Genomic DNA, 15,528 nt, shown 5'->3' with positions numbered 1-15,528 from the left:
AATTTATCATGTCAACAGAAATCCATTCCAACGTTGTAAAACTGCAGCAGATATCTACTCAGGATCAGACAGCTGCTTCGTCAGCTGTAAATAAGCAGCCGGTTAAAACATGGAAACCATATCAAAAAGCATTGTTCCGCATGGCGTTTGTGTTTTTTGTGGGGATGAGCATCCCCATGTCCGGCGAGTGGTATAAGAACTTGTTTGGTATCAACTGGTTTCACCTGCATTACCGCGATTTGTATGATATTGCACGCTTCCAGCCATCGTTAGTCCGTTTCCAAACGCCAGCCTACAATTTAATGGGCTATGCCGATTGGTTAGCTGTATTGGCTGTTGGTATTGTAGGTGGTTTAATATGGACTGCCATTGACCGGGGTAAAACTAAAAATTACGATACCCTGTACTATTGGCTAAGGGTAATTGTACGGTATAGGGCAGGGATAGGTATCATCGGATTTGGTTTTACAAAGCTGTTCCCTGTGCAATTGCCATATCCTTCACTTGGTCTGTTAAACACCAATTTTGGCGACCTCACCGCTCAAAAAATTTATTGGTTATCGGTAGGTATTGTGCCCTGGTACCAGGTGTTTGCCGGTATTGTGGAAGTAGCCGCGGGAGCTTTATTGTTTTTCAGGCGCACTACTTTATTAGGGGCTATACTGCTGTTTGGGGCTTTGGGCGATATTACATTTGTCAATTTTTCTTACGATGGCGGGGTGCACATCTATGCATCTTACTTTGTACTATTCGCGGCATTTTTAATTATTTACGATGTGCCTAAACTGTATAACCTGCTGATCCTGGAGCGTTATACAATTCCAACTAATTTTTATCCGTCGTTTTCTCAAAAATGGTTAAAATACACCCGTATTGTTTTAAAGGTGGCCACTATCTGGATCTTTTTAATTGTGTTATTTTATATTCAGTACATCAATTTCAGGTACGACCCCTATAAGCAGCCAGCCACCACCGGGGTAAAACAGCTCAGAGGTAATTATAATGTAACCACATTTCGCATCAACAATAAAGAAATACCTTTTTCACCAATTGATTCGGTTAGGTGGAGCGAGGCGACATTTGAAAAATGGTCGACCCTTACTTTTAAAGTGAATAGGCCTGTGCCGCTTGATCTTTCAAACGGCGGCGGTTCGCCCATGCGCGATATCAACCGTACATTTGAGCTTACTGGGGTAGGTGGTGGTCAGCGGGTTTTTTATTACCAGGCTGATACCGTGAACAATGTACTTTACCTGGAAGATAAGTTTGTTGCCTCAAACAGGCGTAATAGAGATAAAGGCAAGGGAGGTAACCAGGAAGCTAAAAACAAAAAGGGCAGGGGAGATAAAAAAGATTGGATACCAAAAGAAGCCCGTGCCAATATCAGGGATGAAAACACAGCCATTGATCAGATTGCTCTTTCATCGCGCCGTACCAAAGGTATTGCCGATGAACTGAAAGACAAACGCAAGCGTAACCGGATGATTTTGAACTATAGTACTACCGATGGTAACCATATTATTTTAAAAGGCATCAATGAGCGCAAGGATTCAATTTATGTAGTGCTTGACAAAGTAAGCAGAAAATATGCCTTAACCGCTAGCAAGTTACAGGCAGGAAAGTATTGATAATTTTACTAAATTATACATTTGATGTCAGCAACAAACAAATTAACTTACACAAAGATTGTACTGTGGTAAATACTAAGTTATATAAAAAGTGAAGCTCGAAAAACGTGATTATGATGCGGTAATTGTTGGCTCAGGGCCAAATGGCCTTGCGGCGGCAATATTGCTGCAACAAAACGGGCTTTCGGTTTTATTGCTGGAAGGAAAAGATACGATTGGCGGGGGGCTGCGTACCGAAGAACTTACATTACCCGGCTTTCAGCACGATGTTTGCTCGGCTGTGCACCCCCTGGCCGCTGGTTCACCCTTTTTTGAAACTTTACCACTTGCTGAGTATGGCTTAGAATATATTTATCCTGATATTGCCGCTGCTCATCCTTTTGATAACGGCACCGCGGCTGTACTCAAGAAGTCGGTTGCGGAAACTGCTGCCTTATTGGGGACCGATAGCCAGACATATTTAAAACTATTGTCGCATTTGGTAAAAACATGGCCGGCAATGGCGCCTGATGTTTTAGGGCCGTTAACTTTTCCAAAACATCCTGTAGATATGGCCATATTTGGATTGGATGCTTTAACATCGGCCACACATTTAGCTAAGCGGTTTAAAACAGAGGAAGCTAAGGGGCTTTTTGCTGGAATGGCCGCGCATAGTATACAGCCATTAAGTAATATCGCCACATCAGCTATCGCGTTGGTACTCATGGCAAACGGACATTTGAAAGGCTGGCCGGTACCAAAAGGAGGCTCTGGGAAAATAGCAGCAGCGCTGGCATCCTATTTTGAAGCTATTGGGGGCAAAATTGAAACCAATACCTATGTAGCCTCTTTTGAACAACTGCCATCGGCACGTGCTGTATTGTTTGATGTTACACCGAAGCAATTGCTGCAGATAGCCGGTCATAAATTTTCTGCTATTTATAAATGGCAGTTGGAACGTTATCGTTATGGTATGGGTGTTTTTAAAGTGGATTGGGCGCTTGACGATGCCATACCTTTTACAGCCGGAGAAGTAAAACAAGCCGGAACTGTACACATAGGGGGGACATTAAAGGAAATAGCTGCCGGTGAACAGCAGATATGGAAAGGTGGCCACCCTGATAAACCCTTTGTTTTATTGGCACAGCAAAGCCTGTTTGACAACACCCGTGCACCCGAAGGTAAACATACTGCATGGGCATATTGCCATGTCCCCAACGGGTCAAGCAAGGATATGACCGGAATTATTGAACAGCAAATAGAGCGTTTTGCCCCCGGTTTTCGTGACCGCATAATTGGGCGCCATACTATTAACACCCGGCAGCTTGAAAAATACAACCCCAATTATGTTGGCGGGGATATTAACGGAGGGGTGATAGATATAGGTCAACTGTTTACCCGGCCGGTTTTGCGAAGATCGCCTTACCGTACATCGGCAAAAGGTATTTATATCTGTTCATCATCCACACCGCCCGGCGGCGGCGTTCATGGCATGTGCGGATACCATTCGGCCAAGCGTGCGCTGAAAGATGTATTTAATATCAAATTATAAAAAGAACTATATCACCACTTAAAAATAAATAAATATGTCATCATCAACTACTAAATTAACACTACACGAAGATTGGGCAGTAGTTATTTTAGGTTCATTAATTATTATACTGGCTATAGCCGGTTTACTTTTACCTGTACCTACATTTGGCTGGGCAAATAGTGCAGCACTTTCAGATAAAGTGTTTAGCTCCGCCAACCTCTCAAAAATAGGGGTTCAGTTTGTTTTCGTGCTCATCATAGGCGGAATAGGGGCTTTGATTACCGGCAAGTCTGTTAAAAATTATGCATTAGGTTTTCCATTGGTTTACTTGATTACTATGGTAGCCCTGGTTCTGGCAGGCAGCAGCCAGGCAAAGGCTTTAAACCTGGAGGCTGTTATATTCAGTTTAGTTTTGGGCCTGGTGATCAGTAATTTTTTAAAACTACCTGAATGGTTAAAGTCGTCACTGTCAACTGAACTATTCGTAAAAATAGGATTGGTACTATTGGGAACCAGCGTTATTTTTTCTGATATTTTAAAGGCGGGTTCTTTAGGTTTAATACAGGCTTTACTGGTAGTAACATCGGTATGGTATTTTGCGTTTTGGGTTTGCAAAAAGCTAAAGGTTGATGATGAAATAGCCATGATCATATCGAGCGCGGTATCTATTTGCGGTGTTTCCGCTGCTATCGCGACTGCCGGCGCCATCAAGGGAGATTCCAAAAAGCTATCCTATGTGATCTCCATGGTGCTCATTACAGCTATCCCGATGATGATCTTTATGCCTATAATAGCGCATTACTTTAAATTTTCACAGGCCGTAACCGGTGCATGGCTTGGTGGTAGTATTGATACTACCGGCGCGGTGGTTGCTTCAGGATCACTTGTTGGCGAGGTTGCATTAAAGATAAGTACCATTGTAAAATTTTCGCAAAATGTGTTGTTAGGACTGGCCGCTTTTGCAATTTCCATTTACTGGACCTACACCCAACACCCCGCCGGCAGCGATCCTGATAAAAAGCCAACCTTGAAAGTGATCTGGGAGCGTTTCCCTAAGTTTGTATTGGGCTTTATAGGCGCTTCGCTACTGTTCTCTTTCTTTATATCACCAGAAACTGGCGCCCATATTAAGGATAGCTTAAAAAACCTGCAGGGCCTATGGTTCGCGCTGGCCTTTACCAGTATTGGTTTAGAAACCAATTTTGCTGATCTGTTTAGCGAGAATAGTAAAAAGCCGCTGTACGCATTCCTGATAGCACAAACCTTTAATATTTTTATTACGTTGGCTATTGCCTTTGTTTTATTCTGATGATCCTGATCCATGCCAAAACCATTTAACAACGGTAATTCACTCGCAGCCATTGTATTGGGCATGCTGCCGATAGTGGTGCTTGGCGCATATAGTTATCATGCAGGAGCCAATAAACCAGCTTCTGCTTTTGTTGTGGATACCACCCAATGGCCTGCATCATTTGGTTTTGGAAAACCCGCTGCTCCGCAACAAATTGCCGCCTGGGATATTGATGTGAGGCCCGATGGGGTTGGTCTGCCTGTTGGTTCAGGCAGCGTAGCTCAGGGCAAAGTTATTTACCTGGCAAAGTGCAGTGCCTGCCACGGTTCCGCAGAGAAAGTGGTGCCCGGTGTAAAATTGCCAGCACCTGTTTTGGTGAGCGATAGTACATCAAAGGTAAAGGCTATTGGCAATTATTGGCCCTATGCAAGCACCGTGTTTGATTATATACGGCGGTCGATGCCGTATAACCTGCCCGGGTCATTAACCAATAATGAAGTGTATGGTGTAACCGCGTACCTGTTAAGTGCCAATAAGATCATTAAATCTGATGCCGTATTAAATGCCAACACCTTACCCAAAATAGTAATGCCCGCGCAAAAATTATTTATAACCGACGACCGCAAAGGCGGCCCTGAAGTACGTTAATATGGAAAACACGGAAAAGTATAACGAGGCTGTAAATGATCATAAGGATCCACCGGTTTATAAAAAGATAAGTCGCAGGTTTTTATTGGGTGGCGCTGCTACTACAGCTATTGTTGCTATGCAGGCATCATTGGGCAAGTGGATACAGGTAGCCGCGCAACAACCAATGTTAAAGACCGATGATCCAACAAAACGAATAGGGTTTGGGCCAGGCGCGGTAGGCAAACGCTCACCTTTTGAGCACCCCGTGCGTATTAAATCTGATACTTCATCACGTACACCCTTGCAGGATCTGTACAGTTCATTAACCCCGTCAGATCTGCATTATGAAAGACACCATGGCGGTGTTCCTGTTATTGACCCGGATAAATACGAATTGTTGATACACGGTATGGTGAGCAAGCCCATGGTGTTTAAAATAGCTGATCTGAAAAGATTTCCATCAGTAACCCGTACCTGCTTTCTGGAATGTTCGGGCAATTTCAGATCAGGTAAAGAAACCCTGACACCGCAGGAGATCTGTGGATTAACCAGTCAGAGCGAATGGACGGGTGTGATGCTGTCTACACTGTTTAGGGAGGTTGGCGTTCAGCCTAAAGCCACCTGGTTTTTGGCCGAAGGTTCTGATGCAGCTGTAATGACCCGCAGCATACCGGTTAAAAAGGGTTTTGAAGATGCCATGATCGTTTACGCGCAAAACGGCGAAGCCATACGCCCAGAGCAGGGTTATCCGGCTCGCTTGCTTTTGCCCGGCTGGGAGGGCAATACCTGTGTGAAATGGATCCGCAGGATCGAGCTATCCGATGAGCCGTTCATGACACGCGAAGAAACTTCTAAATATACCTACCCCGTAAAAGATAGAATAAGACAGTTCAGCTTTGAAATGGATGCAAGGTCGATTATTACTTATCCGGCCTATCCCAATAATTTAGAGCGCGGCTGGGTAGAGATACGTGGCATTGCCTGGTCGGGCAGAGGTAAAATAGTAAGGGTAGAGATAAGCACTGATGCCGGTAAAACGTGGAATACTGCCCGCCTTCAGGAGCCTGTGTTGGATAAAGCCCATACTTATTTTAGGCATCTGTGGCAATGGAATGGCGACGAAACTGAAATCATGAGCCGCGCTATTGACGAAACAAACTATACCCAGCCTACACTGGAACAACTGGTAGGTGCGCGTGGTGCCGCGATCAGCGGATATCATATGAACCCCATAACCGCCTGGCATATAAAGCGCGATGGCAAAGTTTTATTTAAGCCAGAAAGCTGGAAATAGATTAAGAGATATCAAGGTATTTTCATGTTGCAGGTTGGGTAAAGCTTTTATCATCAGCCGAAGGGCCATAAATAGAAGGTACAGCAATGTCGTTTAGTCGCATATAAACCGTCAGCTGGCCACGGTGGTGCACCATGTGGTTGATACTCAATTCAATCTGTTCTTTTTTTGTTGAGGTAAACAACGTTTGACCATTGGCTTTTAGCTGAAAGGATGCTGCGAGCGAACCCTCGGTGACGGATAACAATGCTTCTTTGGCATCGGCTACATTTTTTTTAAAATGGTCGACCATATCCTGTGTAGTTTGCGGCTTATAATGCTCGAATGTCGCAAAATCAATGTCACCCTTCTGAATCATATGGGCGATCCATAAAGGTATTTCTGATACCAGTGTTGCGAGATAGCCTAATTCCATAGACTTTTCATGCGGTTTCCAGCCAAATAGTTCCATTGGTATACGTTCCAGGCACTTGGTTGTAGCAGGCGCTTCAGCTTCGAGTTCCACGGCGAATTGCTGAGCTAATAGTAAATCGTTCATGATATATTTTTGATAATGTTATACTCAATAAACCACTATATCGGATTGTTGTTTAGGAAATCTGTTTACAAAAATTATTTGAGATAAAGCCTGGCCGGGGTACCGGAATAATGAGTCTCATTTTTTGACGGTTTACGTAGTTTTACATGCAGAAATCTTATCTTGTAGATAATTATACACCTACATGCTATTCTCCCGCAGACAATTTCTTCTTGCCACGCTCGGCATAAGCTTCTACCGTTTCAGGCGAAAACCAGGAACGATAATAACTGTGCTTGGAGAGATCCCGGCAGACGCATTAGGGAAGACACTGGTTCATGAGCATATGTTGGTAGATTTTATCGGTGCTGACAAAATCAGTTATGACCGTTGGAACCGGGATCAGGTGGAACATAAGGTACTGCCTTACCTGCTGGAAGCAAAGCAGGCAGGGGTAAAATCCATATTTGATTGTACACCAGCTTTCCTGGGCCGGGATGTAATATTGCTAAAGAGACTGTCGGAAAAGACAGGCCTGCATATGATCACCAATACCGGTTATTATGGAGCTGTGAATAATAAGTACCTACCGGTTTGGGTAAAGAAAGAAACGGATAAACAGTTAGCTTCCCGATGGATCAGGGAGTTCAAAGAAGGGATAGAAAATTCTGATGTGCGGCCGGGGTTTATTAAAATCAGCGTGGATGCAGGTAAATTGTCAGCGCTTCATCAGAAGCTTGTTCGGGCAGCAGCTTTAACACACCTGGAAACAGGTCTTACCATTTGTTCCCATACCGGTAAATCACCTGCCGCCTTTGAGCAACTCGACATCCTGAAGATAATGGGCGTGAAAGCCGATGCTTTTGTATGGGTACATGCGCAGGCAGAAACCGATAGGAACCTGCATATTAAAGCTGCCCGGCGTGGTGCCTGGATAAGTCTGGATGGCATCGGATGGGGCGATTTCGAGAACTATGCCGATTCCATAGCCAGCTTAAAGCAGGAGCATCTGTTGCACCGCGTGCTGATTTCGCACGATGCAGGATGGTACAAGCCCGGAGAACCCGACGGAGGGAAGTTCACGGGTTTTACCAATATTTTCACCCAGCTTATTCCTTTGTTGAATAAGCTGGGTTTTACGCAAGCCGACTATGAGCAACTGCTTATTAAAAATCCGGCTTCCGCGTTTGCATTGAGCGTAAAAGCAGGTTGATTATTAAGCTTTCACAGTAGTTCTTTATTCGCTCCTTAAACTCTTGACCGGGTTTTCCAGTGCTGCCCTGATACTTTGATAACTTACCGTAAGTAAAGTAATTGCCATGGCACCAGCGCCTGTAACGGCGAATATCCACCAGGATATTTCAGACCGGTATTGGTAATGCTGCAGCCATTGGTGCATAAAATAATAAGCAATGGGGGAGGCGATCAGGAAAGCGATCATCACCAGCAGTACGAAATCTTTCGAAAGCAGGCTCCAGAGATTCAATACCGATGCGCCTAATACCTTGCGTACACCAATTTCCTTAACTCGTTGCTCGGCTATAAATGATGCCAGGCCAAAAAGGCCGAGGCAGGAAATTAAAATGGCGAGCGCGGCAAAAACAGTAGCCAGGCTACCAATGCGTTCTTCAGCGGCGAATTTGGCGGCGTACTCCTCATCAGCGAACTGATATTCAAATGGCACCGACGGAATGATCTTCTTGAAAACGGCTTCTATTTTTGGCAAGGCCTGGCTGGCGCTTGTTTTAGGGTTGATCTTGATATTGATCATGGAGGTAGGTACGTGGCCTTTGATCATAAATACGGTAGGATACATCGGCTCATATGGCGATTCCATGATCATGTCTTTAACCACTCCCAAGATCTTATAATACTTTAGGGGCTGGTCCTGGAATTTCCAGCTCACGCTTTCGCCAACCGGGTTTTTCAATCCCATGTATTTGGCGGCAGACTCATTAATAACCATGCCCGATGAATCCGAGATAAAGGCCCTTGAAAAATCGCGCCCTTTTACAAATTGCCATCCTACTGTTTTGCCAAACTCAAAAGACACTGGCAAGGTGCCAAACTGGTCAATCAGATTGGGATCTTTGCCTTTCCAGTTAAATCCCCCATTACCGGAGGCTATTTCCGTAACCCTGCCAAAGGATTCAGACATTTCGGCTACTGCACCGGTATTTCTGAGCTCAGCCCGTAACAAGTCGTATTTCCCATCAAAATCGCTTGATTTTTTCTGAACCATGACCAAACCATCCCGGGTATAGCCCACCGGACGGTTTTTGGCGATCTGGATTTGCCGGTAAATGATGATGGTACAAATGATCAAAGCCACCGACACCGTAAATTGTGTAACTACGAGTACCTTGCGTGGAATAGATGCAAAACGACCAACCCGGAAGGTTCCTTTCAATACTTTAACCGGGTTAAAAGAGGACAGGTAAAGCGCGGGGTAGCTTCCGGCGATAATACTGGTTACTAAAATAAAGACGCCGCCTGCCGCCCAGAAATAAGCGCTTTGCCAGGGTATCATCACCTCTTTGTGCGATAAGTCATTGAACCAGGGGAGCGACAAGCGAACCAAGATCAGCGAAACCAGGAAGGATAATACCACCACCAGAAAAGACTCACTGTAAAACTGGCCGATCAGCTGTTTACGCATGGAGCCGATGGCCTTCCTTACGCCGATCTCTTTGGCACGATTTTCAGAACGCGCTGTGCTTAAATTCATAAAGTTGATACAGGCCAGCAGTAATACAAATGCACCAATGATGCCTATAAGCCACAATAACTGTAGCGGGCCCTTATCTGCAGCTCCGTGTTTGTAGCTATGTAAGTGCCAGTCGCTCATGGGCTGCAGGAAAACCTGTGGATTTTGTTTAGCCTGTTCTTTCAGATCAGTCAGGTTTTTTAACTCCGCATCTTTAATATTCCTGGAAACCTGTTCAAAATCAGTATTGGGGTTAATCTCTACATAAATTTTCAGGAAATGGTTTTGCCAGTCGTTCATGGCCCGTTCCTTGATCCATGGGTTATCCGCGATCCACAGATCGGCAGGCGACAGGAATTTAAGGTCCTTAAACTGGGTATTCAGTGGCAGGTCTTCGTAAACACCGGTAACTTTAACATCCATTTTATTATTGATCTTCATCACCCGGTTCACCGGATTTGCATCGCCAAAGAAAGCCTTGGAAGTTGATTCGGAAAGCATGATCGAGTGCAGATCTTTTAAACCTGCCCGGGAACCGTAGATCATCTTCAGGGTCAGCATGTTGGGCGCGTCAGGGTCCATGAACAGGCCTTTTCTGGACAATTTCTTATCACCTGCTGATAGAATATCGTCAACATCCCAGGAAGCCATGACAATGTATTTGAAATTAGCCGCATAGTTGGTCTTAAGTTCGGTGAGCATCGGGAACTGGAGTGAAGAGTTCATACCGGGATCCCCGGTATGTGTATCAGTCACTCGCGTTCTGACCTGGGCAATGCGGTCATAGTGCTGGTGATAGGTGTTAAATGATAGTTCATCCCACATCCATAAGCCAATCAGTATGGCCACCGCCATACCGACAGCCAATCCGCCAATATTGATCAGGGAAGAGACCCTGTTCCTGGTCAGGTTTCTCCAGGCTACTTTCAGATAGTTTTTTATCATGACGTTACGGTTTAAACAAAACTGAAAAGAAGATATTTAACCGTACTGTTTTAAATATAGTGCCAATGCTTTAATTTATTGATTATTAGTGTTTTATGACGAATTTTATCCTTGATATGTATCAGAAACGAACATCTGGCGTTCGTTTTTATAACAAGTTATACTACATCATAAAATGTGCGGCTGACAAGCCTGCGCAGTGGGCGATTTTTATACAATTAGTGGCATCTCATCCAGGCAGCAAAATACAAGCCGTACATCCGCTAATTTTGACTCAAAGCAACCGTCCTAAGTAAGGTTGTAAATTACTCAAAATCAGTAGTCCCGGCCATTGTGTGCGCCTGTTCGTTATTTTTTTAAATGGTGGTTTTTGATTGATTTCACGAAAATAAAGTCCATCTTTATATAGGTGTTTACCTTCCATATTAGGAACAATATTTCTAAATTTAATTGCTTATTTATAAAATTAAGTGTTATTTTAACAATAATTATAAACAATGGTCTTTCGGCCTTTTGAGTTTTATTTAAAAGATTTGAAAGGCCGTAAGGTAATACAACCGGTTTAATTTTAGTAATAACACCTCCAGCTTAGCTAATGATGAGCTGTACTTGTTATTTATTTATATAATAAATCGCTGATTATAAATGTGATGAAGAGGTTTTGTTTGTTGGTATTGCTTCAGGTTTTTATTTCGATAACTTATGGACAGGCACCCATAAAGAATAAAGTTCTGAAGTATACACTAAAAGATGGTCTTTCTTTTGGTATCGTCAATAGTATTACCCAGGATGAAAAGGGTTTTATCTGGTTTGCTACAAATGACGGACTAAATCGGTTTGATGGCTCTACTTTTAAAGTATTCAAGGTAAAGCAAGGCGATTCTACTGCGCTGTCAAGTAACTATGTTCAGAAAATATTTTCAGATCACGCCGGTTATATCTGGGTATCATCAAGGGATGGCTTAAGCAAACTGGATACCAGGAATGAAAGATTTTATCATTACAGGTTTACATCAAACCACACGAAAAAAAACGATGTGAACGACATCATACAAAGCAAAAATGATAATTTTTGGATTTCCACGTATGGTTTGGGTATTTCTTACTTTAAAACGAAATCTGGTGCTTTTATTAGCTATAACCGGGTAAAGCTGCCACAATTATCCAGTGACAGAATAGTTTCCATGCTGGAGGATTCGCAGGGACTGCTTTGGTTAGGAACCCAGGATGCCGGAATTGATGTATTTCATCAGAAAGATGGAATTGTCACTGATAAAATTAATACCTCTTCGGAGCTCAGCGATTTTCCCCCGGGAAGAATTAATGATATTTTTGAAGATCATCTTCACAATATTTGGATCGCAACCAGTAACGGGTTAATTCATTATAATCGGAATTTAAATAAGTTCAAACGATACCAAACCAGTCAGAAGAATATTAAAAGCAACAGGTATATCTCACTTATTGAAGACAAAGATAAAAATTTGCTTATTGGGCTCCAGGACGGTGGGCTCTATAAATTACCATTGCAATCCGTTACTGATTCTGATTTAAAAAACTTTTCACTTACACCTGTTACCGGTGATGATGGTTATAACATCACCCAAAGATCGGTACAAACCCTGTATGTTGACCGTGACCAGAATATTTGGGTTGGTACATATGGAGAGGGGATCTACATGATCAGCAGCATTAAGGAGAAATTTATGCGGATCCAAAACAACAGATCTGATGCTATTGGCAAAAGTCTGAACAGATTTTATGGGATGTGCCAGGATGAAAATGGCGCATTATGGTTTGGTACGGATGGGGATGGTATCTTTAAAGCTTTGCCGGATGGAAGTGTTATTAAACATTACTATGCTGACGGACGTCCGGGGAGCCTGACCGATAACGCTGTTTTGTCTGGTTATCTTGACCGTGAAAATAATTTATGGTTTGGCACGTATGCCAAAGGCCTCTTTCGCTACGACAGAAAAGCGGATTTATTTGTCAATTATAATCATAACGCCAACGACATTAAAACTATCGGTGGGAACGATGTTCGGGTGATTTATCAAGACAGCCATAAGAATTTATGGGTTGGTACTAATGGGGGCGGGCTTAGCCTTTTCAATCCGGCTACAAAAACCTTTACAAATTATAATCCAGGAAATAGCGCTCTTAGCTCCTATGACGTAAGGGCAATAATTGAAGACACCAAAGGAAACTTATTTATAGGAACTTATGGTGGTGGGTTAGATTATTTGGAGGTTCAAAGTAAAAAAATCCGGCGATTTTTTAATTCCCGAGAAGAAAAGGCTTATATGCCAAGCGAGGTTATTTTTTCATTGTATCTGGATAATAAATATAGGCTTTGGATAGGTACGGAAGGGGATGGTCTTGTTATCTATAATTTTCATGATCATACATTTAAGCGGTATAATGAAAGGGACAAACTGGCCAATAATACAGTTTATGCCATTAAAAAGGCCAGCGATAATTCGATATGGTTAAGTACAAATAAAGGTTTATCCAATATTGAACCGATAACAAACAAAGTGTCGAATTTTGATCAATCAGATGGTTTACAGGCCGGACAGTTCAATGTGGGGTCTGTTATATACGATAGCCGGAGCAGACTGATGTATTTTGGAGGTACCGAAGGCCTTAATGTTTTTGAACCAGAAAAGGTAAGCAAAAGCAATTTTAAGCCTGAGGTTATTATAACAGGCCTACAGATTTTCGGAAAACCGGTAGAAGTTGGCGATCCGGGCAAAAATGGAACTGTATTGTCAAGAACGATTAATGAAACTAAACAGTTGATCTTGCAACCAGATCAATCGGTGTTCTCCATTCAATATACTTCATTGAACTACGCTTATCCGCAAAAAGGTGCTTTTGCCTATAAAATGGAAGGGCTGGATAAGTCCTGGAATTTTGTTGGTAACCAACGATCAGCAACATACAGGTACCTGGAACCAGGTGATTATACGTTCAGGGTCAAATGTTCCAATCAGGACGGCATTTGGTTTGATGATTTTGCAACATTGCAAGTTAAAATTTTGCCGCCCTGGTATAAAACATGGTGGGCATATCTATGCTATATTGCCGCGGCAGGCCTTATCTTCTACTATTACATGCTTTACCGGGCCAACCAGTCTAAGTTAAAGTATGAAATAAAAATCACCCAATTATCCGCTGAAAAAGACAGGGAACTGAATGAGCGGAAATTATCTTTTTTTACTAATATTTCCCATGAATTCAGGACACCGCTGACGCTTATTATCAATCCGGTTAAGGAATTATTGTATCATGAAAACGAGGTTGACACCAGTAACCTGAATATAGTTTACCGTAATGCTAAAAGATTGTTAAGCCTGGTAGATCAGCTACTTTTATTTCGTAAGGCAGATTCAGAGGCTGGCGTATTAACTATTTCCCGGCTTAACATAGTTGAATTAAGTAAGGAAGTGTTTTTATGTTTTACCTATCAGGCGAAGGCTAAAAGCCTGATTTTTGAATTCAATTGTGCAAATGAACATATTGAAATATTTGCTGACAGGGAAAAGATGGAAATAGTTCTTTTTAACTTGTTATCAAATGCCATAAAATTCACCCCGATTGGTGGAAGTGTAAAAATGGTGATCACTGAGCAGGAATCTAATGTCAGCATCGAAATTATTGACACCGGGCATGGTATTAAAGAGGGAACAGGTGACAAGTTATATTCCCGGTTTTATCAGGAGGAACATATCAAAAATCCATCGACCGGTGGTTTTGGTATCGGTTTGTTCCTTGTTAAAAAATTTGTTGAAGATCATTCCGGAAATATAAATTATGAAAGTGCGGTTGGCGGGGGAACACGATTTACGGTTACCTTATTAAAAGGAAAAAAACATTTAAAGAGTGATATCATTTTCGAGGATGATGAAACCAGTTCGGTTATTTTGCAGGAACTCGTTGAAAACGAAATTATAGTCGATGCTGAGCCAGAAGATGTCAATTTACTTTTTGAAGATGCTGACCTTAGTGGCGATTTAAAGTCAATATTAATTATAGACGATAATAAAGATTTAAGAGAATATCTTAGAATGCTTTTCAAGCATGATTACAAAGTTTATTCGGCTGATGATGGTAAAGAAGGGCTGTTAATCATCAGGGAGCATTTGCCCGACATCGTAATAAGCGATGTGATGATGGAAGGCATGAGCGGCATAGAACTGTGCGCTGCAATAAGAGAGGATATTAACATCAGCCATATTCCAGTTATACTCCTTACTTCAAGCACATCTCCTGATATAAAACTGAAGGGTATTGAAGGCGGTGCAGATGATTACATCAGTAAACCTTTTGATAAAGAAATTCTTAAAGCCCGTGTAGCAGGTATTTTAAAAAATAAAAATACGTTGCAAAAGTATTTTTATAATGAGATCACGCTTAACTCAAGTAACCAGAAAATACCCGCTGAGTATAAAGCCTTTTTAGAAAATTGTATCAAGATCGTCGAAAAACATATTCAGAACCCTGACTTTGGTATTCAGATCCTGGCCAGGGAATTGGGTATATCACATTCCACATTGTATAAAAAGGTCAAGTTTATTTCAGGCCAGTCTGCCAATGGATTTATAAGATTTATCAGGCTTAGAAAAGCAGCAGAGATATTGATCAATACCAGGCATAATATTTTTGAAACAACTTATCTCGTTGGAATCAACGACATCAAATATTTCAGGGAACAGTTTAAAAAGTTATTCGGCATAAATCCATCTCAATATATTAAAAAGTACCGCAAAAATTTTTCTGAAGATCTGGTACATAATGAATTCAATAATACGGCTAAAAGTTTCGGGGAATATTAAGACTTCGGTTACTAATTTATGCTGCATCTCATTCCTATCTGTGCGTGCTGTAGAGAAGATCGTCATTGGTAATTAACGAATATTTTTAAATAATTATGCCGATCCTGTCAGTATGTTCCAGCAGGTGATCTATTCTTTTCCAAACTCATCAGGGATTTATTT

Annotated in this window: 9 protein-coding genes; 7 read left to right on the top strand and 2 right to left on the bottom strand. The window is 42.2% G+C overall.

Annotation, left to right across the window (positions count from 1 at the left end):
- The first annotated feature begins 8 nt into the window (after positions 1-8).
- The 5 genes from M2273_RS05405 (at position 9) to soxC (ending at position 6,356) form a co-directional block, all read left to right on the top strand.
- Positions 9-1,628 (top strand): hypothetical protein, encoded by a 1,620-nt coding sequence (locus tag M2273_RS05405; protein WP_429393954.1) that lies wholly within the window; start codon positions 9-11, stop codon positions 1,626-1,628.
- 91 nt (positions 1,629-1,719) lie between these two features.
- Positions 1,720-3,159 carry a phytoene desaturase family protein gene (locus M2273_RS05400; RefSeq protein ID WP_429393951.1) on the top strand — a complete coding sequence of 480 codons (1,440 nt, stop codon included), beginning with the start codon at positions 1,720-1,722 and terminating at the stop codon, positions 3,157-3,159.
- A gap of 34 nt (positions 3,160-3,193) precedes the next feature.
- A complete protein-coding gene (locus M2273_RS05395; RefSeq protein WP_429393949.1) occupies positions 3,194-4,450 on the top strand; it encodes a YeiH family protein in 1,257 nt (418 codons plus the stop codon).
- Between the two features lie 12 nt (positions 4,451-4,462).
- Positions 4,463-5,080 carry a c-type cytochrome gene (locus M2273_RS05390; RefSeq protein ID WP_429393947.1) on the top strand — a complete coding sequence of 206 codons (618 nt, stop codon included), beginning with the start codon at positions 4,463-4,465 and terminating at the stop codon, positions 5,078-5,080.
- Between the two features lies 1 nt (position 5,081).
- Positions 5,082-6,356 carry a sulfite dehydrogenase gene (gene soxC / locus M2273_RS05385; RefSeq protein WP_429393944.1) on the top strand — a complete coding sequence of 425 codons (1,275 nt, stop codon included), beginning with the start codon at positions 5,082-5,084 and terminating at the stop codon, positions 6,354-6,356.
- Between the two features lie 22 nt (positions 6,357-6,378).
- On the opposite strand, the gene M2273_RS05380 is transcribed toward soxC, so the two are convergent.
- Positions 6,379-6,894, bottom strand: coding sequence for a DinB family protein (locus M2273_RS05380; RefSeq protein ID WP_429393943.1), 516 nt, complete (start codon positions 6,892-6,894; stop codon positions 6,379-6,381).
- 271 nt (positions 6,895-7,165) lie between these two features.
- Here M2273_RS05380 and M2273_RS05375 point away from each other — a divergent pair, with 271 nt between their 5' ends.
- Positions 7,166-8,086, top strand: coding sequence for a phosphotriesterase family protein (locus tag M2273_RS05375; protein WP_429393941.1), 921 nt, complete (start codon positions 7,166-7,168; stop codon positions 8,084-8,086).
- Between the two features lie 24 nt (positions 8,087-8,110).
- Here M2273_RS05375 and M2273_RS05370 read toward each other — a convergent pair whose 3' ends face one another.
- On the bottom strand, positions 8,111-10,525 hold the full coding sequence (locus M2273_RS05370; protein WP_429393938.1) for an ABC transporter permease: 2,415 nt from the start codon (positions 10,523-10,525) through the stop codon (positions 8,111-8,113).
- A 650-nt stretch (positions 10,526-11,175) separates the two neighbouring features.
- Between M2273_RS05370 and M2273_RS05365 the strand changes: the two genes are divergently transcribed.
- Positions 11,176-15,366, top strand: a complete 4,191-nt coding sequence (locus M2273_RS05365) for a hybrid sensor histidine kinase/response regulator transcription factor (protein WP_429393935.1) — start codon at positions 11,176-11,178, stop codon at positions 15,364-15,366.
- Positions 15,367-15,528 lie beyond the last annotated feature (162 nt).

This window comes from Mucilaginibacter lappiensis (assembly GCF_050433765.1).
Classification (GTDB): domain Bacteria; phylum Bacteroidota; class Bacteroidia; order Sphingobacteriales; family Sphingobacteriaceae; genus Mucilaginibacter; species Mucilaginibacter lappiensis_A.
The sequence above is the reverse complement of the archived record's forward strand: the minus strand, read 5'-3'. Positions and strand labels throughout refer to the sequence as shown.

Bases quoted from the DNA above. Each gene is read 5' to 3' on its own strand.
- M2273_RS05395 (WP_429393949.1), top strand. From the start codon at position 3,194: ATGTCATCATCAACTACTAAATTAACACTACACGAAGATTGGGCAGTA.
- M2273_RS05380 (WP_429393943.1), bottom strand. From the start codon at position 6,894: ATGAACGATTTACTATTAGCTCAGCAATTCGCCGTGGAACTCGAAGCT.
- M2273_RS05365 (WP_429393935.1), top strand. From the start codon at position 11,176: ATGAAGAGGTTTTGTTTGTTGGTATTGCTTCAGGTTTTTATTTCGATA.
- M2273_RS05370 (WP_429393938.1), bottom strand. From the start codon at position 10,525: ATGATAAAAAACTATCTGAAAGTAGCCTGGAGAAACCTGACCAGGAAC.
- M2273_RS05390 (WP_429393947.1), top strand. From the start codon at position 4,463: ATGCCAAAACCATTTAACAACGGTAATTCACTCGCAGCCATTGTATTG.
- M2273_RS05405 (WP_429393954.1), top strand. From the start codon at position 9: ATGTCAACAGAAATCCATTCCAACGTTGTAAAACTGCAGCAGATATCT.
- soxC (WP_429393944.1), top strand. From the start codon at position 5,082: ATGGAAAACACGGAAAAGTATAACGAGGCTGTAAATGATCATAAGGAT.